The organism is Roseovarius sp. A-2 (genome assembly GCF_002072155.1).
GTDB lineage: Bacteria > Pseudomonadota > Alphaproteobacteria > Rhodobacterales > Rhodobacteraceae > Roseovarius.
In genome coordinates this window covers 461,152-486,788 of record NZ_BDIY01000001.1, presented here as the reverse complement: position 1 = coordinate 486,788, position 25,637 = coordinate 461,152, and the positions used below count along the sequence as shown (strand labels likewise).

The 25,637-nt window shown below is 65.4% G+C and carries 24 protein-coding genes; 20 read left to right on the top strand and 4 right to left on the bottom strand.

The window, feature by feature from the left end:
* The first annotated feature begins 5 nt into the window (after positions 1-5).
* The 6 genes from BHD06_RS02430 (at position 6) to BHD06_RS02405 (ending at position 5,937) form a co-directional block, all read left to right on the top strand.
* On the top strand, positions 6-611 hold the full coding sequence (locus tag BHD06_RS02430; RefSeq protein ID WP_080455365.1) for a LysE family translocator: 606 nt from the start codon (positions 6-8) through the stop codon (positions 609-611).
* A gap of 5 nt (positions 612-616) precedes the next feature.
* Positions 617-1,114 (top strand): xanthine phosphoribosyltransferase, encoded by a 498-nt coding sequence (gene gpt, locus BHD06_RS02425; RefSeq protein WP_080455364.1) that lies wholly within the window; start codon positions 617-619, stop codon positions 1,112-1,114.
* A 95-nt stretch (positions 1,115-1,209) separates the two neighbouring features.
* Entirely contained in the window at positions 1,210-3,048 is a 1,839-nt protein-coding gene (locus BHD06_RS02420) for a peptidylprolyl isomerase (protein ID WP_080455363.1), read from the top strand.
* 12 nt (positions 3,049-3,060) lie between these two features.
* Positions 3,061-4,572 carry an anthranilate synthase component I gene (gene trpE, locus BHD06_RS02415; RefSeq protein ID WP_080455362.1) on the top strand — a complete coding sequence of 504 codons (1,512 nt, stop codon included), beginning with the start codon at positions 3,061-3,063 and terminating at the stop codon, positions 4,570-4,572.
* A gap of 166 nt (positions 4,573-4,738) precedes the next feature.
* Positions 4,739-5,353 carry a sulfurtransferase gene (locus BHD06_RS02410; protein ID WP_080455361.1) on the top strand — a complete coding sequence of 205 codons (615 nt, stop codon included), beginning with the start codon at positions 4,739-4,741 and terminating at the stop codon, positions 5,351-5,353.
* A 38-nt stretch (positions 5,354-5,391) separates the two neighbouring features.
* Positions 5,392-5,937 (top strand): pseudouridine synthase, encoded by a 546-nt coding sequence (locus tag BHD06_RS02405; RefSeq protein ID WP_080455360.1) that lies wholly within the window; start codon positions 5,392-5,394, stop codon positions 5,935-5,937.
* Positions 5,938-5,943: 6 nt separating this feature from the next.
* On the opposite strand, the gene BHD06_RS02400 is transcribed toward BHD06_RS02405, so the two are convergent.
* A complete protein-coding gene (locus BHD06_RS02400) occupies positions 5,944-6,438 on the bottom strand; it encodes a hypothetical protein (RefSeq protein WP_254892280.1) in 495 nt (164 codons plus the stop codon).
* Between the two features lie 100 nt (positions 6,439-6,538).
* The gene (locus BHD06_RS02395) at positions 6,539-8,002 is read right to left on the bottom strand and encodes a divergent polysaccharide deacteylase family protein (protein ID WP_080455359.1); all 1,464 of its coding nucleotides are present in this window, start codon (positions 8,000-8,002) and stop codon (positions 6,539-6,541) included.
* A 159-nt stretch (positions 8,003-8,161) separates the two neighbouring features.
* Between BHD06_RS02395 and BHD06_RS02390 the strand changes: the two genes are divergently transcribed.
* From BHD06_RS02390 to BHD06_RS02345, 10 genes are all read left to right on the top strand, one after another.
* On the top strand, positions 8,162-8,743 hold the full coding sequence (locus BHD06_RS02390) for an aminodeoxychorismate/anthranilate synthase component II (RefSeq protein WP_080455358.1): 582 nt from the start codon (positions 8,162-8,164) through the stop codon (positions 8,741-8,743).
* Positions 8,740-9,762, top strand: coding sequence for an anthranilate phosphoribosyltransferase (gene trpD / locus BHD06_RS02385; RefSeq protein ID WP_080455357.1), 1,023 nt, complete (start codon positions 8,740-8,742; stop codon positions 9,760-9,762). The genes BHD06_RS02390 and trpD overlap by 4 nt, the downstream gene beginning before the upstream one ends.
* A complete protein-coding gene (gene trpC / locus BHD06_RS02380; protein ID WP_080455356.1) occupies positions 9,759-10,574 on the top strand; it encodes an indole-3-glycerol phosphate synthase TrpC in 816 nt (271 codons plus the stop codon). Before trpD ends, trpC begins: the two co-directional genes overlap by 4 nt.
* A complete protein-coding gene (gene moaC / locus BHD06_RS02375; protein ID WP_080455355.1) occupies positions 10,574-11,050 on the top strand; it encodes a cyclic pyranopterin monophosphate synthase MoaC in 477 nt (158 codons plus the stop codon). Before trpC ends, moaC begins: the two co-directional genes overlap by 1 nt.
* Positions 11,047-12,219, top strand: coding sequence for a gephyrin-like molybdotransferase Glp (gene glp, locus BHD06_RS02370; RefSeq protein ID WP_080455354.1), 1,173 nt, complete (start codon positions 11,047-11,049; stop codon positions 12,217-12,219). The genes moaC and glp overlap by 4 nt, the downstream gene beginning before the upstream one ends.
* A 350-nt stretch (positions 12,220-12,569) precedes the next feature.
* Entirely contained in the window at positions 12,570-13,034 is a 465-nt protein-coding gene (locus BHD06_RS02365; protein ID WP_080455353.1) for a (2Fe-2S)-binding protein, read from the top strand.
* 1 nt (position 13,035) lies between these two features.
* A complete protein-coding gene (locus BHD06_RS02360; protein WP_080455569.1) occupies positions 13,036-15,276 on the top strand; it encodes a xanthine dehydrogenase family protein molybdopterin-binding subunit in 2,241 nt (746 codons plus the stop codon).
* Between the two features lie 40 nt (positions 15,277-15,316).
* Positions 15,317-16,375, top strand: coding sequence for an AbrB family transcriptional regulator (locus BHD06_RS02355; RefSeq protein WP_080455352.1), 1,059 nt, complete (start codon positions 15,317-15,319; stop codon positions 16,373-16,375).
* Between the two features lie 206 nt (positions 16,376-16,581).
* Positions 16,582-17,286 (top strand): B12-binding domain-containing protein, encoded by a 705-nt coding sequence (locus tag BHD06_RS02350; protein WP_080455351.1) that lies wholly within the window; start codon positions 16,582-16,584, stop codon positions 17,284-17,286.
* Positions 17,287-17,355: 69 nt separating this feature from the next.
* Positions 17,356-18,000: a DUF1638 domain-containing protein gene (locus BHD06_RS02345; protein ID WP_080455350.1), complete on the top strand. Its 645-nt coding sequence runs from the start codon at positions 17,356-17,358 to the stop codon at positions 17,998-18,000.
* A gap of 78 nt (positions 18,001-18,078) precedes the next feature.
* Here BHD06_RS02345 and BHD06_RS02340 read toward each other — a convergent pair whose 3' ends face one another.
* Entirely contained in the window at positions 18,079-18,786 is a 708-nt protein-coding gene (locus BHD06_RS02340) for a thioredoxin family protein (RefSeq protein ID WP_080455349.1), read from the bottom strand.
* A gap of 227 nt (positions 18,787-19,013) precedes the next feature.
* On the opposite strand from BHD06_RS02340, the gene acnA reads away from it, so the two are divergent.
* Positions 19,014-21,764, top strand: coding sequence for an aconitate hydratase AcnA (gene acnA / locus BHD06_RS02335; RefSeq protein ID WP_080455348.1), 2,751 nt, complete (start codon positions 19,014-19,016; stop codon positions 21,762-21,764).
* Positions 21,765-22,379: 615 nt separating this feature from the next.
* Positions 22,380-22,523, top strand: coding sequence for a hypothetical protein (locus tag BHD06_RS23560; protein WP_175477347.1), 144 nt, complete (start codon positions 22,380-22,382; stop codon positions 22,521-22,523).
* A 36-nt stretch (positions 22,524-22,559) separates the two neighbouring features.
* On the opposite strand, the gene tgt is transcribed toward BHD06_RS23560, so the two are convergent.
* Positions 22,560-23,690 carry a tRNA guanosine(34) transglycosylase Tgt gene (tgt, locus tag BHD06_RS02330; RefSeq protein WP_080455347.1) on the bottom strand — a complete coding sequence of 377 codons (1,131 nt, stop codon included), beginning with the start codon at positions 23,688-23,690 and terminating at the stop codon, positions 22,560-22,562.
* A gap of 67 nt (positions 23,691-23,757) precedes the next feature.
* Here tgt and rimK point away from each other — a divergent pair, with 67 nt between their 5' ends.
* Positions 23,758-25,176, top strand: a complete 1,419-nt coding sequence (gene rimK, locus BHD06_RS02325) for a 30S ribosomal protein S6--L-glutamate ligase (protein ID WP_080455568.1) — start codon at positions 23,758-23,760, stop codon at positions 25,174-25,176.
* Positions 25,177-25,261: 85 nt separating this feature from the next.
* The gene (locus BHD06_RS02320; protein WP_080455346.1) at positions 25,262-25,624 is read left to right on the top strand and encodes an SUF system Fe-S cluster assembly protein; all 363 of its coding nucleotides are present in this window, start codon (positions 25,262-25,264) and stop codon (positions 25,622-25,624) included.
* Positions 25,625-25,637: the final 13 nt, after the last annotated feature.

Sequence of the window (25,637 nt, the reverse complement as noted above, 5' to 3'; positions counted from 1 at the left end):
AGCCGATGACCGCGCTCGATCTTCTGGCTTTCAACGCCGTGCTGGCCGCCGCGATCCTCAGCCCCGGCCCGGCGCTGCTCTTTGCCCTGCGCACGGCGTTGGCGGACGGGCGCGGCGCGGGCATTGCGGCGGGTCTGGGCCTTGGGTTTGTCGCGGCACTCTGGACGCTGGCGGCACTCCTGGGGCTGGAGGCGCTCTTCACCCTCTTTCCTTGGGCCTATACCACGCTCAAGATCGGCGGGGCCGCCTACTTACTCTATGTCGCCTGGGGCACATGGCGCGCGGCCCGTCAGCCAGTGACAGAGGGCACGGCCCGTCCGCGCGGGCGCGCGCTCCTCGACGGGGCGCTGATCAACCTCGGCAATCCCAAATCGGTGCTCTTTGCCGCCTCGGTGCTGGTGGTGGTGTTTCCCAAGGGGCTGACGGCGGGTGAGATCGCGCTGATTACGCTTAACCACATGGTGGTGGAGTGGCTGTTCTACGCGGGCTTTGCCACGTTGCTAAGCGGTGCCCCTGCCCGCCGCGCCTACATGGGCGCGAAGCCATGGATCGACCGGGCGGCGGCGCTGATGCTGGGCGCGCTCGGGCTCAAACTATTGACTGACAGGTAATCGCCATGACCGACCGTCTTCCGCATGAAAAAGGCTTTCACGTGAGCTGGGACCAGTTGCATCGCGATGCGCGGGCCTTGGCCTGGCGGTTGCAGGGCGAGGCCCCCGAGGGCGGCTGGCGCGCGGTGGTGGCGATCACAAGGGGTGGCATGGCGCCCGCGATGATCGTCGCGCGTGAACTCGATATCCGCACCGTCGATACGATCAGCGTCAAATCCTACAACCACCAGACCCAGACCGAACCGGTGGTGATCAAATCGCCGGACATGGAAATCATGGGCGACGGCGCGGGCGTGTTGATTGTCGATGATCTGGTCGACACCGGCCGCACGCTCGAGGTGGTGCGCCAGCACCTGCCCCGCGCACATGTCGCGACCGTCTACGCCAAGCCGATGGGGCGCGCGCAGGTCGAGACCTTCATCACCGAGGTAAGCCAGGACACGTGGATCTTCTTTCCCTGGGACATGGCGCTGCAATATGTGGAGCCCTATCGCGGCGCGTGACAGGCGTGCCGAGGCCGGGGTCTTGCCCCGTCCCGGTGCAACGCTTAGATAACCGCAACGACACGCGGTGCAACACGGGCTGACAGGGGGCCGAGATGGCGGGCAAGAGCATATCCAAGGGTGCGATGTGGGTGCTGATGGGGCTTCTCATCATCGGATTGGGCGGCTTTGGCGTGACCAACCTCTCGGGCCATGTGCGCAGCATCGGCTCGGTCGGAGATGCCGAGATCGACGTCACCACCTATGCGCGTGCATTGCAGAACGAAATCCGCGCGCTTGAGGCGCAGCGCGGCGAAAGCCTCAGCTTTGCCGAAGCGCGGGCGGCGGGCGTCGATCAGCAGGTGCTGGGGCAGCTTGTCTCGCGCGCCGCGCTGGAGCATGAGACCGCGCGCCTCGGGATTTCGGTGGGCGACGAGGTACTGCGCGACGAAATCCTGAGCATGTCCGCCTTTTCCGGCCTCGATGGCAGTTTCGATCGCGAGTCCTATGCCTTTGCCCTGCAACAGGCCGGGCTGAACGAGGCGGAGTTCGAGGCCAACATCCGTGCCGAGACCGCGGCAACACTGCTTCAGGCCGCCGCCGTGGCCGGGATACAGGCACCACCCGCCTACATGGACACGATGATGACCTACCTCGGCGAACGTCGCAGCCTTGCCTTTGCCACGCTCGACCGCAGCGATCTCGAAAGCGGCCTGCCGGTGCCCTCCGAAGAGGATCTGCGCAGCTACCACCAAAGCCACCTTCCCGACTTCACCACCCCCGAGACCAAGTCGATCACCTATGCCTGGGTGACCCCCGAGATGATTGTCGATACCGTCGAGGTGCCCGAAGATGCCCTGCGCCGCGCCTACGAGGACCGCTCCGCAGAATTCAACCAGCCCGAGCGCCGTCTGGTGGAGCGTCTGGTCTATTCCGACCCGGAGCGCGCGGAAAACGCCAAGGCGCGGCTCAACGATGGCGTGCTCTTCGAGATGCTGGTTGCCGAACGCGGGCTTGAGATGGCGGATGTCGATATGGGCGATGTCAGCGCCGACGATCTGGGCGCGGCCGCCGATACGGTCTTTGCCGCTGATTCGGGCGATGTCGTGGGGCCCGTCGAAACCAGCCTCGGCCCGGCGCTTTTTCGGATCAACGGAGTGCTCTCGGCGCAGGTCACCTCCTTCGATGAGGCCGAGCCGCAACTGCGCGAGACCATGGCCCGCGACCGCGCCAGCCGCGTGATCGACACGATCAGCGAGCAGGTCGACGATCTGTTGGCCGGTGGTGCGACGATCGAGGATGTGGCGCGCGAAACGGAACTGGCGCTTGGCACGGTCGATTGGCATCCGGATCTGGCCGAGGGGATAGCGGGCTATGCCACCTTCCGCAATGCCGCAGAGGCGGTGCGGGAGGGCGATTACCCGGCGGTCGAGCGTATGGAGGATGGTGGCATCTTCACACTGCGCCTCGACGGAATCGACGAACCGCGCATCCTGCCGCTGTCCGATGTCCGCGAGGCGGTGCGAGCGGGCTGGCGGGAAGGGGCCACCGCCGAAGCACTTGCCACGCAGATCGCGCCGCAACTCGAAGACCTGCGCAACGGGGCAAGCTTTGCGGATCTGGGCCTTGAGGCCACCGAGATCACCGACATGACGCGCCGCGACTACCGTGCCGACGCGCCGCCCGAATTCATCGAGCGTGTCTTTGCAATGGAGGAAGGCGAGGTGCAGGTGATCGAGGGCGAGGGTCGTATCTTCGTGTTGCGCCTCGACAGTATCGCGCCCCCCGCCGAGGAAGACGAGGAGATGAACCGCCTGCGCAACGCGCTGCGCGATCAGGTTGCATCCGATCTGGGGCAAGATATTTTCCAGATCCTCGCCAATGACATCCGCGCCCGTGCCGGGGTCGAGCTTGATCAATCGGCGCTCAACGCCGTGCATGCCAATTTCAACTGAGGATCGCGCCGCGTGGACCTGACCCCTTCCTTCGACGCCTTCTCCCGCGCCTATGAGGCGGGGGAAAACCAGGTGGTGCATACCCGCCTTGCCGCCGATCTGGATACGCCGGTGTCGCTGATGCTCAAGCTGACGGGCGCGGCGCGCGATGCCTTCATGCTCGAATCGGTCACCGGCGGCGAGGTGCGCGGGCGCTATTCGATCATCGGCATGAAGCCCGACCTGATCTGGCAGTGCCACGGAACCTCAAGCCGCATCAACCGCGCTGCGCGCTTCGATCCCGACGCCTTCGAGGACCAGCAGGGCGACCCGCTGGGCAACCTGCGCGCGCTCATTGCCGAGAGCCGCATCGACCTGCCGGAGGATCTGCCTGGCGCGAGCGCGGGGCTCTTTGGCTATCTTGGTTATGACATGATCCGGCTGGTCGAGCACCTGCCCGATGTACCACCCGACGCACTGAACCTGCCCGATGCCGTGATGCAGCGCCCCTCGGTGGTGGCGGTGCTGGATGGGGTCAAGGGCGAGGTGATCGTGGTCGCCCCCGCCTGGGTCAGCAGCGGCCAATCGGCGCGCGCGGCCTATGCGCAGGCCGCTGAGCGGGTGATGGACGCGGTGCGCGATCTCGAACGCGCCCTGCCGCAGGCGAGCCGCAATCTGGGCGAGGCGCATGAAGACGCAGCACCGGTGTCGAATTTCACCCGCGAGGGCTACAAGGCGGCGGTCGAAAAAGCCAAGGAATATATCCGCGCGGGCGATATCTTTCAGGTGGTGCCCTCGCAACGCTGGTCCCAGTCGTTCCGGCAGCCGCCCTTTTCGCTCTACCGTTCGCTCCGGCGCACCAACCCGTCGCCCTTCATGTTCTACTTCAATTTCGGCGGATTTCAGGTTGTCGGCGCCTCGCCCGAGATCCTGGTGCGGGTGTTCGGCAATCAGGTCACCATCCGCCCCATCGCGGGCACCCGGCCCCGGGGGGCCACGCCCGAGGAGGACCGCGCGCTCGAGGCCGATCTGCTGAGCGATCAAAAGGAGTTGGCCGAGCATCTCATGCTGCTCGATCTGGGCCGCAACGATGCCGGCCGCGTGAGCCGCATCGGCACGGTGCGCCCGACCGAGGAATTCATCATCGAACGCTACAGCCACGTGATGCATATCGTGTCGAACGTGGTGGGGGAACTGGCCGAGGATCAGGATGCGCTGTCGGCGCTATTGGCGGGCCTGCCTGCGGGCACGGTTTCCGGCGCGCCCAAGGTTCGCGCGATGCAGATCATCGACGAGCTGGAGCCCGAGAAACGCGGCGTCTATGGAGGCGGCGTCGGCTATTTCAGCGCCGGTGGCGACATGGATGTCTGCATCGCCCTGCGCACGGCGGTGGTGAAGGACGAGACGCTCTATATTCAGGCGGGGGGCGGCGTCGTGCACGACAGCGACCCCGAGGCGGAATATATGGAAACGGTGCACAAATCCAACGCCATCCGCCGCGCAGCGGCCGATGCGGCACGCTTCGACGGTGGAGGAAACGGGTAAGAGATCCAGGAATTTCATCCTGAAATTCTTGATCTAAATTCTTCGCTCGAGGAATTTTCCCGCGTCCCGCGGCCGGGACACCGCCCTGCGGCGCTTGATCCATGTCAAAGCCAGCCGGGACGCGCCAAGATATATTCTATATAGAGAATATATAGGGAGACATGCCATGACTTTCCTGCCTCGTCTCGCGGCCCCGGCTTTGGTGGCGCTGAGCCTCGCTCTCGCCCCTCACACGGCGTTGGCCGAGACATTCACCCTGCAAGAGCCTGTCGCCGTCGAAGACCTGAGCAAGAGCAAGCAGACCGCGCCCGGCCTCTACATCACCGCCGCCGAGGCGGGGCGTATCTTGGGCGACAAGTCCAATGTCGCGCTCATCGACGTGCGCACCCCGTCCGAGACCATGCTGATCGGCTATCCGGTGCCAGCCGCCGCCAATATCCCGTTGAAACTCATTGACCCCGATCTTGGTTTCGACGCCAAGAAAGGCGTTTACAAGATGATCGACAACCCGACTTTCGTGGCGGAAATAGAGACCTGGCTGGCCAGCGATGCGGCCAAGGGTGTTGAGACGCTGATGATCATGTGTCGCTCGGGTTCGCGCAGTGCGGCGGCAATCGGCAAGCTGGTCGAGGCCGGGGTCGATGTCACGCTCTACAACGTGGTGGACGGGTTCGAGGGTGACAAGAACGACGCCGGTGTGCGCGCTGTGAACGGCTGGCGCAATGCGGGTCTGCCATGGACTTACAAGGTGCGCGAGGGGCTCTGGCCCGGCCATAACTGAGGCTTGCGGCGGGGCCGCTTCTTGGGGCATCAGAGGGCATGGCCCGCCTGATCCTCTTTAACAAACCCTGCGGAGTGCTGTCGCAATTCACCGACAAGGGCAATGGCGACAGCCCCCGCGCGACGCTGTCGGATCATATCGACCTGCCCGGCGTCTACCCCGCCGGACGGCTGGACCGCGACAGCGAGGGGCTCTTGCTGCTGACTGATGATGGCAAGTTGCAGGCGCGCATCGCCTCGCCCCGATTCAAGACCGAAAAGACCTATCTCGTGCAGATCGAGGGCGCGCCCGACGACGACGCGCTCGACGCGCTGCGCCACGGCGTGACGCTAAAGGACGGGCCGACACGGCCCGCGCGGGTGCGCCGCATAGACCCGCCCGCGTTATGGCCGCGCACCCCGCCCGTGCGCTATCGCAAATCGGTGCCGGATCGCTGGCTGGAGATCACCATATCCGAGGGGCGCAACCGGCAGGTGCGGCGCATGACCGCCCATGTCGGGCACCCGACCCTGCGCCTCGTGCGGTGGCGGATCGGCGACTGGTCGCTTGACGGCCTCGATCCCGGCAGGTGGCGCGACGGCTGAGCGGGCTCAGTATTTGCCAATGTCGAAATTCGTGATTTCGTCCAGCACCTTGCCCGTTTTGTCGATTGCCTTGAGGTCGACAGTATAGCGGTTGCCGCGCCCACCCGAACAGGGCGGCAGATATCCCGCGCTTGCATAATCTCCGCTGGACCGCGCTGCCTGGAATACCCGCGCGCCGCCCGGCAATTCGGCACTCATGCCCGGCACAGCCGGCAGATCGGTTGTCGCGCCCCGCACCGGAAATCCGATGGTGCCATGGCCGCCATTGCGCGACAGCGGGCCATAGGATTTGTCGTTGAAATAGGCGACAATCCAGACCGCGCCATCTGGAACACCCGAGACCCGCATCGGCGGGGTACTGCCATTGCCGCCATGCAGGCGGCATTGCTGCCCCGACGGAACCTTGCGCCCATCCCATCCACCGGAAAGTTGTGCCGTCATATCGGCCATGGCCGTTCCGGCCACCATCAAAAGCCCGCAGGTCAGTGCAAAGAATCTCATATGTCGCGCCTTAATCATCACCATCGCAATAGCGGCACTGTGGCCGACACAAGCCCCCGGATCAAGCCCCAAGAGACCGCGTGTCAGGGCCGAAAGCCCCCTACTCAGCCAACAACACCGCCGATACCGGCGCAAGCGCCACACTCGCCGCGCGGTCCTGCAATCCCCAGAGCAACAGCGCGCTGATCGTGTCGGCCCGCAACCGGCCTAGCATGATCACGCCCTCCTCCTGCTGATCGGCCTTCATCGCGGCTTGATCGAGAAACCGCCGGATCGCGGCCGGATTCTGCCCCTGCCCGTCGATATCGCGAAACAGCGTCGCAGAGGGCACGCCCTCGCGCGCAATCAGTTTGCGCTCCATGTCAAGCCCGTTGGGATGCATGACAATGCCGTGCCCGCTTTCCATCAGGATCGGGGCCAGTTGCGCACTGGCCTCGCGACTGGCCTGAACGCCGGTCCCGTCGCCTTCGAGCAGCGCCACCGCCTGCGGCACCCGGTCGAGCCAGGATTGCATCGCCACCTCGGTATCCGACGCCGACGCGGTTCCCGGCAAGTCGACGGTCAACAGCACCTCGAAGCCCGCGTCGCGGTAGCGCGCCGCCGCCTCGGCCGCGCCGGGCCAGTCGGCATCCACCGCAAAGCTGAGCGGATAGGGGAAGCTGCCAATCGCCTCGATCCCGATGGGGCTACTGCCGTCATCCATCAGCACGATGGCCATGAGCGGCTTGCCGTCGGGGTTCTCGAACGCAGCGGCATTGTGCACGATCGCGCGCGCAGCAGCGGCCGGACTGTCCTCGGGCTCCGCCGCCGTCTCGTCGGTCTGCGGTTCGTCACCGATACTGGGCAGGCGATTGGTGCGCACGCCGTCGACCCGGTCGCCAATCGTGCCGGTTGGCGGCAGCGTCTTGGGCGGTTCGGGGGTGTCGTCGACGGTCTGCTCTGCCTCAGGCACCGGCCCCTCGTCAGGGGCCACCGGCGTGACGCTGTCCGCCGGACCGCTCACCTCCGGCGTCACCTCGGGATTGAGGCTCGGGGCCTCATCTTCCTGCGGCAATCCGGGCACGGCGCTGCGGGCACCGGCATCCTCTGTCGATGCGTCAATCCCGGCACCGGTCTCGCCGGGATCAGGGGCCGGGGGCTGCGCCGGATCGGTAGAGATCGCCACCTGCCCCTCGTCCTGCGGCGCTTCGGGCGCAAGCGACTGGGGACTGGGCAGAACCGGGCTCTCGCTCCCGACCGCAACACCGCCGCCCGACGCCTCGGGCGGCGTGCCAAGCGCATCCACATCGCCCCCCGTGGCCGGGGCCCGAACCGGGGCAGTATCCGCCCCACTGAGCGACGACAGATCATCCGGCGCGGGTGGCACGACCTGTGGTGCCCCAGCCGCCTCGGGGCTTTTCTCGACCTCGGGCAAGGCCGCCTGCCGGTCCTCGCGCTTCAGATCGAAGCCCGACCCCGGCGTCACCTCGACCGTCTCCGCCTCCGGCGCGCCCACGCCCGGCACTTCGGTCAGAACCGATACCGTCCCGAGCGCGAGCACCGAAACGACGGTGCCCGTGATCATCCCCGCAAATACTCCGCGTGCCACTGCCTTTGCCCCCGTATCCGCCTGTTTTACCTTATTACCGGCCTAGCGCCCCTTGACGGTGCCGCGCAAGCCTGAACAAGTATACCGCGACCGGGCCCTTGGCCTCCAGCCCCCTTTGCAAAAGGACAGGCGCAAATGCTGCTGTTGATCGATAACTATGACAGTTTCACCTACAATCTCGTCCATTACGTGGGCGAATTGGGGGCCGAAACCCGCGTGGTGCGCAACGATGCGCTCAATGTGCAGGAGGCGATGGCGATGCGCCCCGCCGGTATCCTGCTCTCGCCCGGCCCATGCGACCCGGATCAGGCGGGCATTTGCCTGCCGCTCACCTTAGCCGCCGCCGAGGCCGGGATTCCGCTGCTCGGCGTCTGCCTCGGGCACCAGACCATCGGGCAGGCCTTCGGTGGTCGCGTGATCCGCCATTCCGAAATCGTGCATGGCAAGATGGGCCATATCCGGCACTCCGCAAAAGGCGTCTTCGCCGGTCTGCCCTCGCCCTTCGAGGCAACCCGCTATCACTCGCTTGTGGTGGAACGCGACAGTCTGCCCGACTGTCTGGAAATCACGGCGGAACTGGAAGACGGCACCATCATGGGCCTGCAACACCGCGAGTTGCCCATCCACGGCGTGCAGTTCCACCCCGAATCGATTGCCTCGCAGCATGGCCACAAGCTGTTGCAGAATTTCCTCAACCTGATGCAGGTTCCGGCATGAGCGACCGGCTGAAACCGTTGATCGGGGCCGCCGCCGACCGCGCGCTCAGCCGGGCAGAGGCCGAATCCGCGTTCCAGATCCTTTTTGAGGGCGAGGCGACCCCGGCGCAGACCGGCGGTTTTCTGATGGCGCTGCGCACAAGGGGCGAGACGGTTGACGAATACGCCGCCGCCGCCGCCGTGATGCGCGCCAAGTGCAACAAGGTGCGCGCACCGCAGGGTGCGATGGACATCGTCGGTACGGGGGGCGACGGCAAGGGCACGCTCAACATCTCGACCGCGACCGCCATTGTGGTCGCGGGCGCCGGCGTGCCGGTGGCCAAGCATGGCAACCGCAATCTCAGTTCCAAATCCGGCGCGGCCGATGCGCTCAGCCAACTCGGCCTCAACGTGATGGTCGGCACCGAGGTGGTGGAGCGCGCGCTCTCGCAAGTCGGCATCGCCTTCATGATGGCACCGATGCATCACCCCGCTATGGCCCATGTCGGCCCCGTGCGAGCGGAACTCGGCACCCGTACGATCTTCAACATCCTCGGGCCGCTGACCAACCCGGCGGGCGTCAGGCGGCAACTGACCGGCGCGTTCTCGCGCGAGCTGATCCGGCCCATGGCCGAAACATTGGGGCAATTGGGATCGGAACGCGCCTGGCTGGTGCATGGCTCCGACGGCACCGACGAGATGACGATCACCGGCCTCACATGGGTCGCCGCGCTGGAGGAAGACGGCAGCATCCGCGAGGTCGAACTGCACCCCGAGGATTTCGGCTTGCCCGTGCATCCGTTCGAGACCATCCTCGGCGGCACACCCGAAGAGAACGGTCGCGCGCTGCGGGCCTTGCTCGACGGGGCAAAGGGGGCTTACCGTGACGCAGTGCTGCTCAACGCCTCGGCCGCGCTGACCGTCGCGGGGCGCGTGCCCGATCTGCGCACCGGCGTGGCCATGGCCGCCGAGAGCATTGACAGCGGGGCCGCGCGCGCGAAACTCACCGCCCTGGCGAAACTCACATCGGAGGCCGCATGACCACCCCCACAATCCTCGACAAGATCAAGACCTACAAGCTGGAGGAGATTGCCGCCGCCAAGGCCGCCCGCCCGCAGGACCAGATCGAGGCCGAGGCCGACGACGCGCCCCTGGTGCGCCCCTTTGGCGACGCTCTCCTGCAAGCCAGCAAGACCGGCTATGGCCTGATTGCCGAAATCAAGAAGGCCAGCCCCTCCAAGGGTCTCATCCGCGAAGATTTCGACCCCGCCGCCCTGGCCGAGGCCTACGCGAGCGGCGGGGCCACATGTCTCTCAGTGCTGACCGATACGCCCAGCTTTCAGGGCGCGCCCGAGTATCTCGGGCAGGCGCGCGCCGCCTGTGATCTGCCGGTGCTGCGCAAGGATTTCATGTATGACCCCTACCAGGTCGCCGAGGCGCGCGCCTGGGGTGCCGATTGCATCCTGATCATCATGGCCAGCGTCTCGGACGCGCAGGCGCTTGAGCTGGAAGAGGCCGCCACCCGCTGGGGCATGGACGCGCTCATCGAGGTGCATAACCGCGAGGAACTGGACCGCGCGCACACACTCAACTCCAACATGATCGGCATCAACAACCGCGATCTCAACACCTTCGAGACCTCGCTCGACACCACCCGCAAGCTGGCGAAATTCGTCGCGCCCGATGGGCTGATCGTCAGCGAAAGCGGGCTCTCCACCCCCGACGATCTGGCCGAAATGGCCCGCTACGGCGCGCGCAGCTTCCTCATCGGCGAGACCCTGATGCGCGCCGATGACGTGGCACAGGCCACCCGCGATCTTCTGGCCAACCCGATGAAGTCAGGCGGCGTCTGATGAGCGATCTGACGCATTTCGACGGCCAGGGTCACGCCCATATGGTCGACGTGTCGGACAAGGATGTGACCGCGCGTGTGGCCATCGCGGAAGGGCACATCAAGATGGCCCCGGGCACCTATGATATCATTGCAGGAGGCCGCGCCAAGAAGGGCGATGTCCTGTCGGTCGCGCGGCTTGCTGGAATCATGGGGGCGAAAAAGACGCCCGATCTGATCCCGCTCTGCCATCCGCTGCCCGTCACCAAGGTCGCGGTAGAACTGACGCTTGACCCCGACCTGCCCGGCGTGCGGATCGAAGGCACCGTCAAGACCACCGGGCAGACCGGCGTCGAGATGGAGGCGCTGACGGCGGTCTCGGTGGCCGCGCTCACGGTATATGACATGGCCAAGGCGGTGGACCGCGCGATGGAAATCGGCGGCATCCGCGTGATCCTGAAGGACGGTGGAAAATCAGGGCGGTATCAGGCGCAATGATCACGGTAGACGCCGCCCTCTCGCATCTTTTCGCCCTCGTCGAGCCACTTGAGATCGAAGAGGTGCCACTGGTCGAGGCCGCTGGCCGCATCCTCGCGCGCGACGTCACCGCACAGCGCGATCAGCCGCCCTTTTCCGCCTCGGCGATGGATGGCTACGCCCTGCGCGGCGATGAGGTCACACCCGGTGCGGCTTTCACCGTCATCGGTGAGGCAGCGGCGGGGCATGGCTTTGGCCGCGCTGTCGGCGCGGGCGAGGCGGTGCGCATTTTCACCGGCGCGCCGCTGCCCGAAGGCGCGACCCAGGTCATCATTCAAGAGGATGTGACGCGCGACGGCGACACCATAACCCTCGGCACCGACATCGACACCAAGGATCATATCCGCCCCCTGGGCTGCGATTTCCGCCAAGGCCAGAGCATCACCGCCCCGCGTGCCCTGCGCCCCGCCGATATCGCGCTCATGGCCTCGATGAACATCGCGTCGGTGCCGGTACGGCGCAGGCCGCAGGTGGCGCTGATCTCCACCGGGGACGAGTTGGTCATGCCCGGCGAGACGCCCGGCCCGGATCAGATCATCGCCTCCAACACCTTCGGCCTCAAGGCCCTCCTGGAGGCGCGTGGCGCGCGGGCGCGCATCCTGCCGATTGCCCGCGATACCGTGGCCTCGCTCTCCACGGCCTTCGGGCTGGCAGAGGGCGCGGACCTGATCGTCACCATCGGTGGGGCCTCGGTGGGCGATCACGATCTGGTGGGCCGCGTGGCGGGCGATCTCGGCATGGACCGCGCGTTTTACAAGGTCGCGATGCGTCCGGGCAAGCCGCTGATGGCGGGGCGCATGGGGTCGGCGGCGATGGTCGGGCTGCCGGGCAATCCGGTGTCGGCCATGGTCTGCGGGCATGTGTTTGTCGCGCCGATGATCGACAAGATGCTGGGGCTGGGGGGCGCACCCGCGCCGCGCCGGTCGGTGGGGCTGGCCGCCCCCCTGCCCGCCAACGGCCCGCGCGAGCATTACATGCGTGCCCGACTGACGGATCAGGGCCTTGTCGCCGAGGACAAACAGGACAGCTCGCTGCTCAGCATCCTCGCCCATTCCGACGCGCTGCTGGTGCGCCCGCCGCACGACCCGGCGCGCGAGGCGGGTGAGACGGTAGCGTATCTGCCGATCTGACTGGTCCGCATTGCCGTGCCGTGCGGGCCGGTTCTGGCCTTGAGTGGGTCTTTGCCGTTTCAGGGAGAAGCCGCGCGGTGCCCGACCGCGGGTGGGCTCTGCAACGCGCGTGGAATGCGCTTTATGGCAGCCAAATACGGCAACGATTGCGCGGGTTGGTGACGTTGCAAAAGCGCCCGCCGGGGGGGGGGCGGTCGGGCGCTGCGCGGCGGTGCCTTCGGCACCTTGATTCCGCGCATTGGGGTGGACCTTCAACGGCAGCAACAGACCACCGCCCCCAAATCCCGCTTTACACCTGAACCGAACGGTTTATCTTTCGCCGCAGCCCCCGCGCGAAAGGAGCCTGCCCCATGCAACTCAGTGTCAACGGCGCCGACCACCCGCTGGACGATCTGGAACCCGACATGCCGCTGCTCTGGGCCCTCCGCGATGTGCTGGGAATCAAGGGCCCGAAATACGGCTGCGGCATCGCGCAATGCGGGGCATGCACCGTGCATATCGACGGGCAGGCCGTGCGCTCCTGCCAGGTGGCGGTGGGCGATGTCTGGGGCCCGGTGACCACGATCGAGGGGCTGGGCACGCCCGGTGCCCCGCACCCGATACAGGCCGCATGGATCGAGGCGCAGGTGGCGCAATGCGGCTATTGCCAGTCCGGGCAGATCATGCAGGCCGCGAGCCTGCTGGCAGAGACCCCCGATCCCACCGATGATGACATCGACGACGCCATGTCTGGCAATCTGTGTCGCTGCGGCACCTATCCGCGCATCCGCACCGCGATCAAGGCCGCCGCCAAGTCCATGAATGATCGGGCCTGAGATGGGACGCGCAAAAACCATCGCTCGCCGCACATTCCTGATCGGCTCGGTCGTCATCGCGGGCGGCGTCGCCTTCGGCACCTGGCGCTACAAGACGCCCTATGCCAACCCGCTGCTCGCGGATCTGCCCGAGGGCGCGGCGGCGCTCACGCCCTATGTGCGGATCACCTCAGACGCGATCACCCTGATCACGCCGCGTGCCGACAAGGGCCAAGGGGCGGTTTCGGTGCAGGCGGCGTTGATCGCCGAGGAACTGGACGTCTCGCTCGACCAGATAGACACCGATTTCGGCCCGCCCAGCCCGGCCTATTACAACACGGCGCTCGCAGGCGATGCCGTGCCCTTCCGCGCCACTGATGACAGCTGGCTCGCGGAAACCGTGCGCGATCTGGCCGATGCGCCGATGAAATTCCTTGGCATGCAGATCACAGGCGGCTCAACGACGGTGCCCGATGGCTATGACAAACTGCGCCATGCCGGGGCGGTGGCGCGCGAGACGCTCAAGGCCACGGCGGCGCGGCTGCACGGGCTGGAACGGTCCGCACTCAGCACCGCGAATGGCGCGGTGATCCTGCCCGACGGCACACGGCTCAGCTACCAGAGCCTTGCACCCGAGGCCGCACAGACCGAACCGGTCACCAATGTCACCCTGCGCGACCCGTCCGAGTGGCGCCTGCTCGGCAAACCGATGCAGCGCATTGATATCGTGTCGAAATCCACCGGCACGCAGGGTTATGGCATCGACATCGACCTGCCCGAGATGCTGCATGCCGCGATCCGCCTCAACCCTGCACAGGGCGCGGCGCTCACCGGCTATGACGTCACCGAGGCGCAGGCCATGCGCGGCGTGCAGAAGATCGTCGAGATTCCCGGCGGCGTGGCGGTGATCGCCGACAACACATGGCGTGCCATCCGCGCCGCAGAGGCGATCACCTGCGACTGGGCCGCCGCGCCCTACCCCGCCGGGATGGCCGACCACTGGCAGGCACTGTCAGACAGCTTCACGAGCGACGCACAGGACAGCCAATTCCGCGACGAGGGCAATGTCGAGGCCGCACTGGCGGGTGGGGCGGAAGTCGAGGTCGAGTACCGCGCGCCCTATCTCGCCCATGCCCCGCTGGAACCGCTCAACGCAACCGTGCGCTACACGCCCGAGCGGGTCGACATCTGGACCGGCACGCAGGTGCCGCGCTTCATCGAGACCAATGTCGCGCGGATCACCGGGCTCGATGGCGACCGCATCCATGTCCATGCCCTGATGATCGGTGGCAGTTTCGGGCACCGGCTGGAGGATGACGCGGTCCGCCACGCCACCCATATCGCCATGGCCATGCCAGGTCGCCCGATAAAACTCACCTATTCGCGCGAAGAGGACATGGCGCATGACTTCCCCCGCCAGATCGCGATGGCGCGCGGGCGCGGCCGGGTCGAAAACGGCCACGTCACCGCCTATGATCTGGGCATCGCCATGCCCTCGGTGCTCTCGTCGCAGATGGGCCGCCAGAACATCCCCGCGCCGGGGCCCGACCTGCAAATCGTGGCAGGGGCCTGGGATCAGCCCTTCGCCATCCCCGATTACCGCGTCACCGGCTATCGCGCGCCGGAACTGGCGCCGATTTCAAGCTGGCGCTCGGTCGGGGCGTCAACCAACGGCTTTTTCCACGACTGCCTGCTGGATGAATTGATCCACGCCGCTGGGGCCGACCCGCTGGAAGAACGCCTACGCCTGTGCACCCACGCCCCCTCGCGCGCGGTGCTCGAGGCCGTGGGCGAGATGTCGAACTGGGGCAGCACGATGGCCCCCGGCGCGGGGCGCGGCGTGGCCTATTGCCTGTCTTTCGGTGTGCCCTGCGCGCAGGTGGTAGAGGTAAGCGCCACCGAGGACGGCATTCGCCTCAGCCGCGTCTATGTCGCCGCCGATGTGGGCCGCATCATCGACCCGGTGAATTTCGAGGGACTGGTCAAGGGTGGTGTGATCTTCGGCCTCGGGCACGCGATGAACTGTCACATCACCTATGCAGGCGGCGCGGCGGAGCAGCGCAACTTCGATCAGTATCCCGGCATGCGGCTCTATCAATGCCCCGAAATCGAGCTGCGCGGGCTGGAAACCGCAGACGAGATCCGCGGCATCGGCGAGCCCCCCGTACCCCCGGCCCCCGCCGCACTCGCCAACGCGATCTTTGCCGCCACCGGCACACGCCTGCGCGAAATGCCGTTCGACCGCCACGTGGCCTTCGCCTGAGCCCCTTGCCCCCACCCGCGCGGGATGGTTCAAGACGGATATGCCGCATATCGTGACCACTCTCGCGCTGCTCGCGCTCTCGGGTCTCGCCGGGTTTGCCGCGCAGGCCATCGGCACCCCGTTGCCCTTCATGCTTGGCCCTTTGGCAAGCTCCGCACTGATCGCCACCGTCCTGCCCCGGCACCTGCCGCAGGGTTACCGCTTTCCGACCTGGCTGCGGCTGGTTTTCATCGCGATCATCGGGCTGATGATCGGGGCGCAAGTCACGCCCGCGCTCTTCACCGAGGCGCATCACTACGCGCTGACGCTTGGCACGGTCACGCTCTTCGTCGGGCTGGCGCATGGGCTGGGCTATGCGGTGTTTCGCGCCTTGGGCGGCTATGACAGCACCACCGCCTTTTACGCCAGCACCCCCGGCGGGCTTTATGAAAGCATCGAGATGGGCGAGGCGGCGGGGGCCGACATGACCCGGCTGATGATGCAGCAATTCCTGCGGATCATCGTAGTGGTGACGTTGTTGCCGCTTGGCCTGTCGCTCTGGCTGGGCGCACCAGTGGGCAGTGCGGCGGGCCAAAGCCTTGTGCGCGCCGATGTGCCATGGTCAGACCTGCCATGGGTGGCGTTGGCGGGGCTGGCGGGGTTGGGTCTGGGCCACGCGCTGCGCCTGCCTGCCGGGCAGATGACCGGGCCGATGGCGGTGGCGGCGCTCTTGTCACTCACCGGCTGGCTCAGCTTCGACATTCCGCAATGGCTGGTGAACCTTGCGCAGATGGTGCTGGGCACCGCCCTCGGCATGCGCTTCACGGGGCTGAGCCGGGGACTCTTGCTGCGTGGCGCAGGGTTGGCGCTGGTGTCGGTGGGCGGCATGCTGGCGATTGGCGTGGGGCTCGCCGCGGCTCTGCATGGCATGACCGATGAACCGGTGGATGTGCTGGTGATCAGCCTTGCCCCCGGTGGCGTCACCGAGATGGCACTGGTGGCGCTCAGCCTTCAGGCCAACCCGGCCTTTGTCACCCTGCACCACATCTACCGCATATTGCTGACAGTCGTGGCCCTCGGGGTGATCACGCGGCTGCGTCAACGCACCCGGCCGCGTTGAACGCGTTCGACCGGAAACCGCCGGCATGCGGCAAACCGATAATGATCATGCCGATAATTCAGTCACATCCCGTGCAAATCGCGGCTATAGGTCGGTTGCAGCGCGACCAGCGTCGCAATTCGGAAAGTCGCGATGCGACAAATTGACGAAAGCTGCACCAGACTTAACAAAGATGCGCGCGCGCAGAGCAAGCAAGGATTTCCCCCATGTCTGACGAAGAAGACGACATCATCCTGTCGGAACTGGACGACGAAGAACTTGTCCAGCAGATGTTCGACGACCTTTACGACGGCCTCAAGGAAGAGATCGAGGAAGGCGTAAACATCCTGCTGGAGCGGGACTGGCAGCCCTACCAGGTCCTGACCGAGGCGCTGGTGGGCGGCATGACAATCGTCGGCAAGGATTTCCGTGACGGCATCCTCTTCGTCCCCGAGGTGCTGCTGGCGGCCAACGCGATGAAGGGCGGCATGGCCATCCTCAAGCCGCTTCTGGCCGAAACCGGCGCGCCGCGCGTGGGCAAGATGGTGATCGGCACGGTCAAGGGCGACATCCACGACATTGGCAAGAACCTCGTGTCGATGATGATGGAGGGCGCGGGTTTCGAGGTGGTCGATCTCGGCATCAACAACCCGGTCGAAAACTATATCGAGGCGCTGGAAACCGAGGAACCCGACATCCTGGGCATGTCTGCCCTGCTGACCACGACGATGCCTTATATGAAGGTCGTGATCGACACGCTGATTGAACAGGGCAAGCGCGATGACTACGTAGTGCTGGTGGGCGGCGCGCCCCTGAACGAGGAATTCGGCCGCGCCATCGGCGCCGACGCCTATTGCCGCGATGCCGCCGTCGCGGTGGAAACCGCCAAGGACTTCATGGCGCGCAAGCACAACAAGCTCGCCGCGGGCTGACATCGCAAAAGACACGCGTGACGGCCCGCGCCGCGGTGGTGCGGGCCGTTTGCGTTGAAAGGAGCCGACATGAGCGAGCCTAGCGACGATCTGCTGACCGACCGAGGGCTGCAGCCTTCGGGCGCGGGGCGCATCCTGCTCATCGCCTGCGGCGCGCTCGCCCGTGAGATCCTGGCGCTGAAACGGCTCAACGGCTGGGACCACATGGACCTGCAATGCCTGCCTGCGAAGCTGCACCTCTACCCCGAGCGGATCACCGAAGAGGTGGAAAAGGCGGTGGCTGAAAACCGTGACGCCTATGACCGCCTTTTCGTTGTCTACGCCGATTGCGGCACCGGCGGGCAGCTACAGGCGAAATGCGCAGAGCTCGGCGTCGAGATGGTGGCCGGGCCACATTGCTATTCCTTCTTCGAAGGCAATGACCGCTTCGCCGAGCATGATGACGAGATCACCGCCTTCTACCTCACCGACTTCCTCGTTCGGCAATTCGACGCCTTCGTCTGGAAACCCATGGGCCTCGACAAACACCCGGAACTGCGCGACATGATCTTCGGGCATTATACCAAGCTGGTCTACCAGGCCCAGACCGACGACCCGGCCCTCACCGCCCGCGCCCGCGATTGCGCGGACCGGCTTGGCCTCGACTTCGAATACCGCTGGACCGGCTACGGTGATCTGGAAACCGTGCTTAAGGCGCAAGCGGCGGGGGCGTAGTGCCGGAACGCCCTTGCAAGGGCGTTCAAAGCCATTTGAAAACGGCTTTCCAAGCGCTTTGCAAAGCGCTTGGCCCACTCACGGCAGGCGTGCCACCGCCTCGATCGTGCCGTGGTCGACATATTGCAGAAGAACCGCAAACGCCGCCTCACCCTCGGGGCGACCAAAGCTCAGCTCCAACGGCTCCAGCGTATCCCACTGCGCGAGCGTCTGCATCTCGGTCACGATATTGACATAGGTGATGGTCTTGCCGGCATTCTCGCCACGCTCGATCTCGACCGTCTCTTCCGGCAGATACCGCACCAGATGCACCGCCAGCGGCATCGGGCATGGTTCGGGCGTGCGCGCCGACAGGTGGATCGTGTCCCCCTCCTGCGTCAGGGACACCGCGATATCCACCGCCGACCGGGCGTGATGCTCGTCGATCAGATTGGTCACATCCTTGAGTCGCGTGCCGACCACGTGATCGGCCCCGTTGATGATCATCTGCGGCGTGTAGACCATCTTGCGCTCGTTCGCCTTGGCATAACCACGCTGCCGGGCGGTGTGGTCCGGGCTGCCGAACGTATCCGTCCAGCCGATGTAATCCCAGTAATCCACGTGCAGGGACAGCGCGAGCACGTCATCACGCTCCGCCAATTGTTCGAGAAAGGCATCGGCGGGCGGACAGGACGGGCAGCCCTGCGAGGTGAAAAGCTCGACCACCACCGGGCGCTCGCTGGCCCATCCGGGCATCGCCACAGGCATCATGAGCCCGGCAAGGGCGGTGGTGAGAATCTGTCGCATGGTGTATGTCACTCCGGCGGAACGGCTGTCGATATCGCAGTAAATACCTAGAACGATCCGTCCAGGATAACCAATCAAGGTTTCGAGAGACAGGGGCGAAATCTTGGAATCCGTCTCGATTGTGTGCAATAGTATACAAAAACCGGCTCAGCCCTCTTGATCGATACCGCCAAATCGGTCAGAAGCAGGGCAAGTTATCCAGCCTCGACCATGAAAGGACGGCCCTCATGCCCATCAGTGTCGGACAAGACAGCGCAAAGACCCGCAAGACCCTCACCGTTGGCGACCAAAGCGTTGCCTATTACTCGATCCCCGCCGCCGAGGCCGCCGGTCTCGGCGATTTCTCGCGCCTGCCCGCCGCGCTCAAGGTGGTGCTCGAGAACATGCTGCGTTTCGAGGATGGCAAGACCGTCACCGTGGACGATATCAAGGCATTCTCCGAATGGGCCGAAAACGGCGGGCGCGCCAATCGCGAACTGGCCTATCGCCCGGCCCGCGTGCTGATGCAGGATTTCACCGGCGTGCCGGCCGTGGTCGATCTGGCCGCGATGCGCGACGGGATCGTGGCGCTTGGCGGCGATGCGCAGCAGATCAACCCGTTGAACCCCGTGGATCTGGTCATCGATCACTCAGTGATGATCGACGAGTTCGGCAATCCCCGCGCCTTCCAGATGAATGTGGACCGCGAGTATGAGCGCAACATGGAGCGCTACCAGTTCCTCAAATGGGGTCAGGGCGCGTTCAACAACTTCCGCGTCGTGCCCCCCGGCACCGGCATCTGTCACCAGGTCAATCTCGAATACTTGGCCCAGACCGTCTGGACCGACGAGGACCAGAACGGCGAGACAGTGGCCTACCCTGATACGCTTGTCGGCACCGACAGCCACACCACGATGATCAACGGCGTGGCCGTGCTCGGCTGGGGCGTTGGCGGGATCGAGGCCGAGGCCGCGATGCTCGGCCAGCCGATTTCCATGCTGATCCCCGAGGTCGTCGGCTTCGAGTTGACCGGCGCGATGATGGAAGGCACCACCGGCACCGATCTGGTGCTCAAGGTCGTCGAAATGCTGCGCCAGAAGGGCGTGGTCGGCAAGTTCGTGGAATTCTACGGCGCGGGCCTTGATCACCTGCCGCTCGCAGATCGCGCGACCATCGCCAACATGGCCCCCGAATACGGCGCCACCTGCGGCTTCTTCCCGATCGACGACGAGACCCTGCGCTACCTGCGCAACACGGGCCGCGACGAGGCCCGCGTTCAGCTGGTCGAGGCCTATGCCAAGGAAAACGGCTTTTGGCGCAGCGCCGATTACGCGCCGGTCTATACCGACACGCTCAGCCTCGACATGGGCACCATTGTGCCCGCCATCTCCGGCCCAAAACGCCCGCAGGATTACGTCGCGCTCGATCAGGCCGCATCGAAATTCTTCGAGGTCGTCTCGGAGTATCGCGGCGAGGATGAAGGCGCCGGCGCCACCGACATGGCAGCCGAAGGCCCGGCCCCCGACGCGCTCATCGACCCGCGCAAGTCGGTCAAGGTCGCGGGCGAGGAGTATGAACTCCGCGACGGCTCGGTCGTGATCGCCTCGATCACGTCCTGCACCAACACCTCCAACCCCTATGTGATGATCGGCGCAGGGCTTGTGGCGCGCAAGGCGCGCGAGCTTGGCATCACCCGCAAGCCCTGGGTCAAGACCTCCCTCGCGCCCGGCTCTCAGGTGGTGTCGCACTACCTCGAGGCCGCCGGCCTGCAAGAGGATCTCGACGCCATCGGCTTCAACCTCGTGGGCTATGGCTGCACCACCTGCATCGGCAATTCGGGCCCCCTGCAAAAGGAGATTTCCGAGGCCATCGCCGAGGCGGATCTCATCGCCACTTCCGTGCTCTCCGGCAACCGCAACTTCGAGGGGCGCATCAGCCCGGATGTGCGCGCCAACTACCTCGCTTCGCCGCCGCTCGTCGTGGCCTACGCGCTCGCCGGTGACATGAATATCGACATCAGCAGTGATCCGCTCGCCCATGACAAGGACGGCAACCCGGTCTACCTCAAGGATATCTGGCCCAGCCAGGCCGAGATTGCCGAACTGGTCGAGCGCACGGTGACGCGCGAGGCGTTCCAGTCGAAATATGCCGACGTCTTCAAGGGTGACGAGAAATGGCAGGAGGTCGAAACCTCCGAGGGCGAGACCTATGACTGGCCCGCGCAATCGACCTACGTCCAGAACCCCCCCTATTTCAAGGGCATGTCAAAAGACCCCGGCAGCATCTCCAATATCGAGGGCGCGCGTATTCTCGCCCTCTTGGGCGACATGGTCACCACCGACCACATCTCGCCCGCAGGCTCGTTCAAGGAGAGCACCCCCGCCGGGCAATACCTGCGCGAGCGTCAGGTGCCGGTGCGCGAGTTCAATTCCTACGGCAGCCGCCGTGGCAATCACGAGGTGATGATGCGCGGCACCTTCGCCAATATCCGCATTCGCAACGAGATGCTGGACGGAGTCGAAGGCGGCTATACCAAGGGGCCCGACGGGGCCGAGACCTCGATCTTCGACGCCGCCATGGCCTATCAGGAGCAGGGCACGCCCCTCGTCGTCTTCGGCGGTGAGCAATATGGCGCAGGCTCAAGCCGCGACTGGGCTGCCAAGGGCACCGCCCTTCTGGGCGTCAAGGCGGTGATCGCCGAGAACTTCGAGCGCATCCACCGCTCCAACCTCGTCGGAATGGGCGTCATCCCGTTCGAGTTCACCGGCAATGACACCCGCAAGACGCTGAACCTCACCGGCGATGAAAGCGTCTCGATCCACGGCCTCGATGCTGTGAAACCGCAGCAGGAGGTGCCCTGCACGATCACCTATGCGGACGGCACCGAGAAAGAGATCACGCTGAAGTGCCGGATCGATACCGCCATCGAGAAGGAATATGTCGAACATGGCGGCGTGCTGCATTACGTGCTGCGCGACCTCGCCAAATCCGCCGCCTGAGCGGGCGATCACCTGAACCAAAGGGGCGGCCTCTCGCGGGGCCGCCCCTTTGCATTAAATGGGGGACGCAAGTTGCTCTTGGTGAGAGTCGGGATCAAGGTCGGCCATTTGGCCTGGAGCTGCCGTCGCCGTGAGCCGCGCATCGACGGGCCGCGGTGCGGCGATCCAACCACAGTTTTGTAGCGCTTTATATCAGCCAAATCCGAAAAACATCAGAGCGCAGAGCAGGTTGCAGCCAAATCGCCGTGCCGGGGGGCGGCCCGACGATGCGCGGCGGGCTTCGCCCTTGATTCCGCGCAGGGGCATAACGGCAACGACTGCTCAAGTCCAAGGCAAGCCGAGGTTCGTTTCAAACGCAATCGACAGTCTGAGCTCGAAGCGGTCACGGCGCTCCGAGCATATTGCGGGGTCTCACGTGTATCATGTCCTGCAAGCGGCGGCCTCTCGCGGGGCCGCCCTATTTCACGACATGCGCAAGTCTTGGCCGGTCCGCGCCGCATCTGCACGGATTTCCGCCGATCACGCGAGGATGACGCGATTGCGCGCTGCTTCCCCCTTACTTTCCGCCCCGCCCCGCCCATCTTGGCGAAAAGAGCAGAAAAAAGAGGTGCAGCCATGAGAACCATCGTCATCCTCGCGCAGGCCGCGTTCATCAGCATGGTCGCGGTGATCGGCGCCTACGGCGACAGCGACCACAAGGCCCCCTGCCCGCTCCCGGCCGCCGCCGAGGCCGCGCAGCATTGCGAGGTGGAGCGGTAGGCGGCAGAGGCGGCACCGGGCCACTTACCCTCGCCCTCACACCGGCTCGATATCCCCCTCGGCGCGCAGCGCATGGAAGGCCGCCTCCCACGCGGCGAACTGTCCTGCGGCAATCGCCGCGCGCATGCCCGCCATGATTTCCTGATAATAATGCAGGTTGTGCCAGGTCAGCAGCATGCCCGAGATCATCTCCTGGCTGCGGAACACGTGATGCAGATAGGCGCGGCTGTAATTTCGACAGGCCGGACAGGTGCAATCCTCATCCAGCGGCCTCGGATCATCCTGATGCCGCGCGTTCTTGATGTTGACCTGCCCCCGCCGCGTCCAGGCCTGCCCGGTGCGCCCTGAGCGGCTTGGCAGCACGCAATCCATCATGTCGATGCCGCGCTTGACCGCGCCCACGATATCGTCGGGCTTGCCCACCCCCATCAGGTAGCGCGGCTTGTCCCCGGGCAGGAACCCCGGCGCGTAATCCAGCACGCCGAACATCGCCGCCTGCCCTTCGCCTACGGCCAGACCGCCGACCGCATAGCCGTCGAACCCGATCCCGGTCAGCGCCTCGGCACTCTCCTCGCGCAACTCGGGCGTCACCCCGCCCTGCATGATCCCGAAAAGCGCATGCCCCGGCCGATCCCCGAACGCCTCTTTCGAGCGCGCCGCCCACCGCATGCTGAGCCGCATGCTCTCGGCCACCGCCGCATCGCTCGCGGGCAGCGCCGGACACTCGTCGAAACACATCACGATATCCGACCCGAGCAACCGCTGGATCTCCATCGACCGCTCCGGGGTCAGCTCATGCTTTGATCCGTCGATATGGCTGCGAAACGTCACCCCCTGCTCGGTCAGCTTGCGCAACCCGGCAAGGCTCATCACCTGAAACCCGCCCGAATCCGTCAGAATGGGCTTCTCCCAGTTCATGAACCGGTGCAACCCACCCAGTCGCGCCACCCGCTCCGCCCCAGGGCGCAGCATCAGGTGATAGGTGTTGCCCAGAAGGATATCCGCGCCGGTGGCGGCCACGCTCTCGGGCATCATCGCCTTGACGGTGGCCGCAGTGCCCACCGGCATGAAGGCCGGTGTGCGGATCTCGCCGCGCGGTGTCGATATCACACCCGTGCGCGCCAAACCGTCAGTTCCCTTGAGTTTATAGTTGAATAATGCTGTCATCCTGGCCCCATAGCGCGAGATGGGTCATATCCGACGAATCCGCGCCCATGACAAGGAGCCAATGCCCATGAGCGATACGCCAGACGCGCCCCAGCCTCTCCAATTCGGCTGGGAGGAATGGATTTCGCTCCCCGATCTGGGCGTGCCCGCATTGAAGGCCAAGGTCGATACTGGCGCGCGCACGTCGGCGCTGCATGCCTTCGATATCGAAACCTTTGGGCCGTCCGCGAAACCCAAGGTGCGCTTTACCGTGCACCCGATTCCGGGACGCAACGATCTGATCATCCCCTGCTCCGCCACCATTCTCGACCGGCGCGAGGTGGCCTCATCGAACGGCGAGCGCGAATTGCGCTACGTGATCCAGAGCACACTGTCGGTAAATGGCGACAGCTGGCCGATCGAGATCACCCTCACCAACCGCTCGACCATGGCCTCGCGTATGCTGCTCGGGCGGCAGGCGCTCAAGGATCACATCTCCATCGTCGCCACCGACCGCTTCCTGCAGCCCGAACTCAGCTATGACGTCTATCACACCTCGAAGATGCGCGCCGCACAGCCCAAACGCGCGCTCCGCATTGCCGTGCTCAGCCGCGAGAACAACTATTCCACCCGCCGCCTTGTCGAGGAAGGCGAATCCCGCGGCCACACTGTCGAGGTGATTGACACCACCCGCTGCTACATGACGATCAACGCGCTCGCCCCCGAGGTGCATTACGACGGCAAACGCCTGCCCCGCTATGACGCCGTCGTGCCGCGCATAGGGGCCTCGGTCACCGCCTATGGGGCCGCCGTCATCCGCCAGTTCGAAACCATCGGCACCTATAGCGTCAACACATCGGCGGGCATCATCGCCAGCCGGGACAAGCTCTATGCCCATCAGCTGATGGCGCGCGCGCGGGTCGGCATGCCCAACACCGCCTTTGCCGCCTCGCCCAAGGATACCGGCAACCTGATCGGCCTCGTCGGCACCGCGCCGCTGATCGTCAAGCTGCTCGAATCGACGCAGGGCAAGGGCGTCGTGCTGGCCGAGACCAAGAAGGCCGCCGAATCGGTGATCGACGCCTTTCGCGGCCTCAAGGCCAATTTCCTCGTGCAGGATTTCGTGCGTGAAGCGGCGGGCGAGGATATCCGCTGTCTCGTGATTGGCGGGAAGGTCATCGCCTCGATGAAACGCACCGGGGCGGATGGCGATTTCCGCTCCAACCTGCATCGCGGCGGCTCGGCCAAATCGGTGCGCATCACCAAGACCGAACGCGACACCGCGATTCGCGCCGCCAAGGTCTTCGATCTCAACATGGCGGGCGTTGATCTTCTCCGCTCCGAGACCGGGCCAAAGGTGCTCGAGGTGAATTCCTCGCCGGGCTTCGAGGGCATCGAGGGCTCCACCGGCAAGAACATCACTGGCGCGCTCTACGACATGATCGAGGCACGCGTGCGCCCAGCCCCGGTCCGCCGCCGCCGGACGGGCGGGAAATCCGACGGCTAGGACCGGGGCGCATGCAACCGCCCCCTCTGGACGTGAGGGTTTATAAAACTTATATGATTGCTCAGGATAACCGCAGGACACGATCATGATGAATTCATCCGAGCCGCTCGAAGGGGCCCCGCTCATCGCCCCCTCCAGCACCGACCACCCGCTCTACGATCAGGTGGTTGAGGCGTGCCGTGGCGTCTACGACCCCGAAATCCCGGTCAACATATACGACCTTGGCCTCATTTATACCGTTGATATTGATGGTGAAAACGCGGTCAACGTCACCATGACCCTGACCGCGCCGGGCTGTCCGGTGGCAGGTGAAATGCCCGGCTGGGTCGCTGAGGCGATCGAGCCTCTGGCAGGCGTCAAGCAGGTCGATGTCCACCTTGTCTGGGAGCCGCCCTGGGGCATGGACATGATGAGCGACGAAGCCCGGCTTGAGCTGGGTTTCATGTAACGAAATCAAGCGA

Excerpts from the sequence above, each read along its gene's own strand:
- BHD06_RS02430 (WP_080455365.1), top strand. The coding sequence starts at position 6 with ATGACCGCGCTCGATCTTCTGGCTTTCAACGCCGTGCTGGCCGCCGCG.
- gpt (WP_080455364.1), top strand. The coding sequence starts at position 617 with ATGACCGACCGTCTTCCGCATGAAAAAGGCTTTCACGTGAGCTGGGAC.
- BHD06_RS02420 (WP_080455363.1), top strand. The coding sequence starts at position 1,210 with ATGGCGGGCAAGAGCATATCCAAGGGTGCGATGTGGGTGCTGATGGGG.
- BHD06_RS02410 (WP_080455361.1), top strand. The coding sequence starts at position 4,739 with ATGACTTTCCTGCCTCGTCTCGCGGCCCCGGCTTTGGTGGCGCTGAGC.
- BHD06_RS02405 (WP_080455360.1), top strand. The coding sequence starts at position 5,392 with ATGGCCCGCCTGATCCTCTTTAACAAACCCTGCGGAGTGCTGTCGCAA.
- BHD06_RS02400 (WP_254892280.1), bottom strand. The coding sequence starts at position 6,438 with ATGAGATTCTTTGCACTGACCTGCGGGCTTTTGATGGTGGCCGGAACG.
- BHD06_RS02395 (WP_080455359.1), bottom strand. The coding sequence starts at position 8,002 with ATGATCACGGGCACCGTCGTTTCGGTGCTCGCGCTCGGGACGGTATCG.
- BHD06_RS02390 (WP_080455358.1), top strand. The coding sequence starts at position 8,162 with ATGCTGCTGTTGATCGATAACTATGACAGTTTCACCTACAATCTCGTC.
- trpD (WP_080455357.1), top strand. The coding sequence starts at position 8,740 with ATGAGCGACCGGCTGAAACCGTTGATCGGGGCCGCCGCCGACCGCGCG.
- trpC (WP_080455356.1), top strand. The coding sequence starts at position 9,759 with ATGACCACCCCCACAATCCTCGACAAGATCAAGACCTACAAGCTGGAG.
- moaC (WP_080455355.1), top strand. The coding sequence starts at position 10,574 with ATGAGCGATCTGACGCATTTCGACGGCCAGGGTCACGCCCATATGGTC.
- glp (WP_080455354.1), top strand. The coding sequence starts at position 11,047 with ATGATCACGGTAGACGCCGCCCTCTCGCATCTTTTCGCCCTCGTCGAG.
- BHD06_RS02365 (WP_080455353.1), top strand. The coding sequence starts at position 12,570 with ATGCAACTCAGTGTCAACGGCGCCGACCACCCGCTGGACGATCTGGAA.
- BHD06_RS02360 (WP_080455569.1), top strand. The coding sequence starts at position 13,036 with ATGGGACGCGCAAAAACCATCGCTCGCCGCACATTCCTGATCGGCTCG.
- BHD06_RS02355 (WP_080455352.1), top strand. The coding sequence starts at position 15,317 with ATGCCGCATATCGTGACCACTCTCGCGCTGCTCGCGCTCTCGGGTCTC.
- BHD06_RS02350 (WP_080455351.1), top strand. The coding sequence starts at position 16,582 with ATGTCTGACGAAGAAGACGACATCATCCTGTCGGAACTGGACGACGAA.
- BHD06_RS02345 (WP_080455350.1), top strand. The coding sequence starts at position 17,356 with ATGAGCGAGCCTAGCGACGATCTGCTGACCGACCGAGGGCTGCAGCCT.
- BHD06_RS02340 (WP_080455349.1), bottom strand. The coding sequence starts at position 18,786 with ATGCGACAGATTCTCACCACCGCCCTTGCCGGGCTCATGATGCCTGTG.
- acnA (WP_080455348.1), top strand. The coding sequence starts at position 19,014 with ATGCCCATCAGTGTCGGACAAGACAGCGCAAAGACCCGCAAGACCCTC.
- BHD06_RS23560 (WP_175477347.1), top strand. The coding sequence starts at position 22,380 with ATGAGAACCATCGTCATCCTCGCGCAGGCCGCGTTCATCAGCATGGTC.
- tgt (WP_080455347.1), bottom strand. The coding sequence starts at position 23,690 with ATGACAGCATTATTCAACTATAAACTCAAGGGAACTGACGGTTTGGCG.
- rimK (WP_080455568.1), top strand. The coding sequence starts at position 23,758 with ATGAGCGATACGCCAGACGCGCCCCAGCCTCTCCAATTCGGCTGGGAG.
- BHD06_RS02320 (WP_080455346.1), top strand. The coding sequence starts at position 25,262 with ATGATGAATTCATCCGAGCCGCTCGAAGGGGCCCCGCTCATCGCCCCC.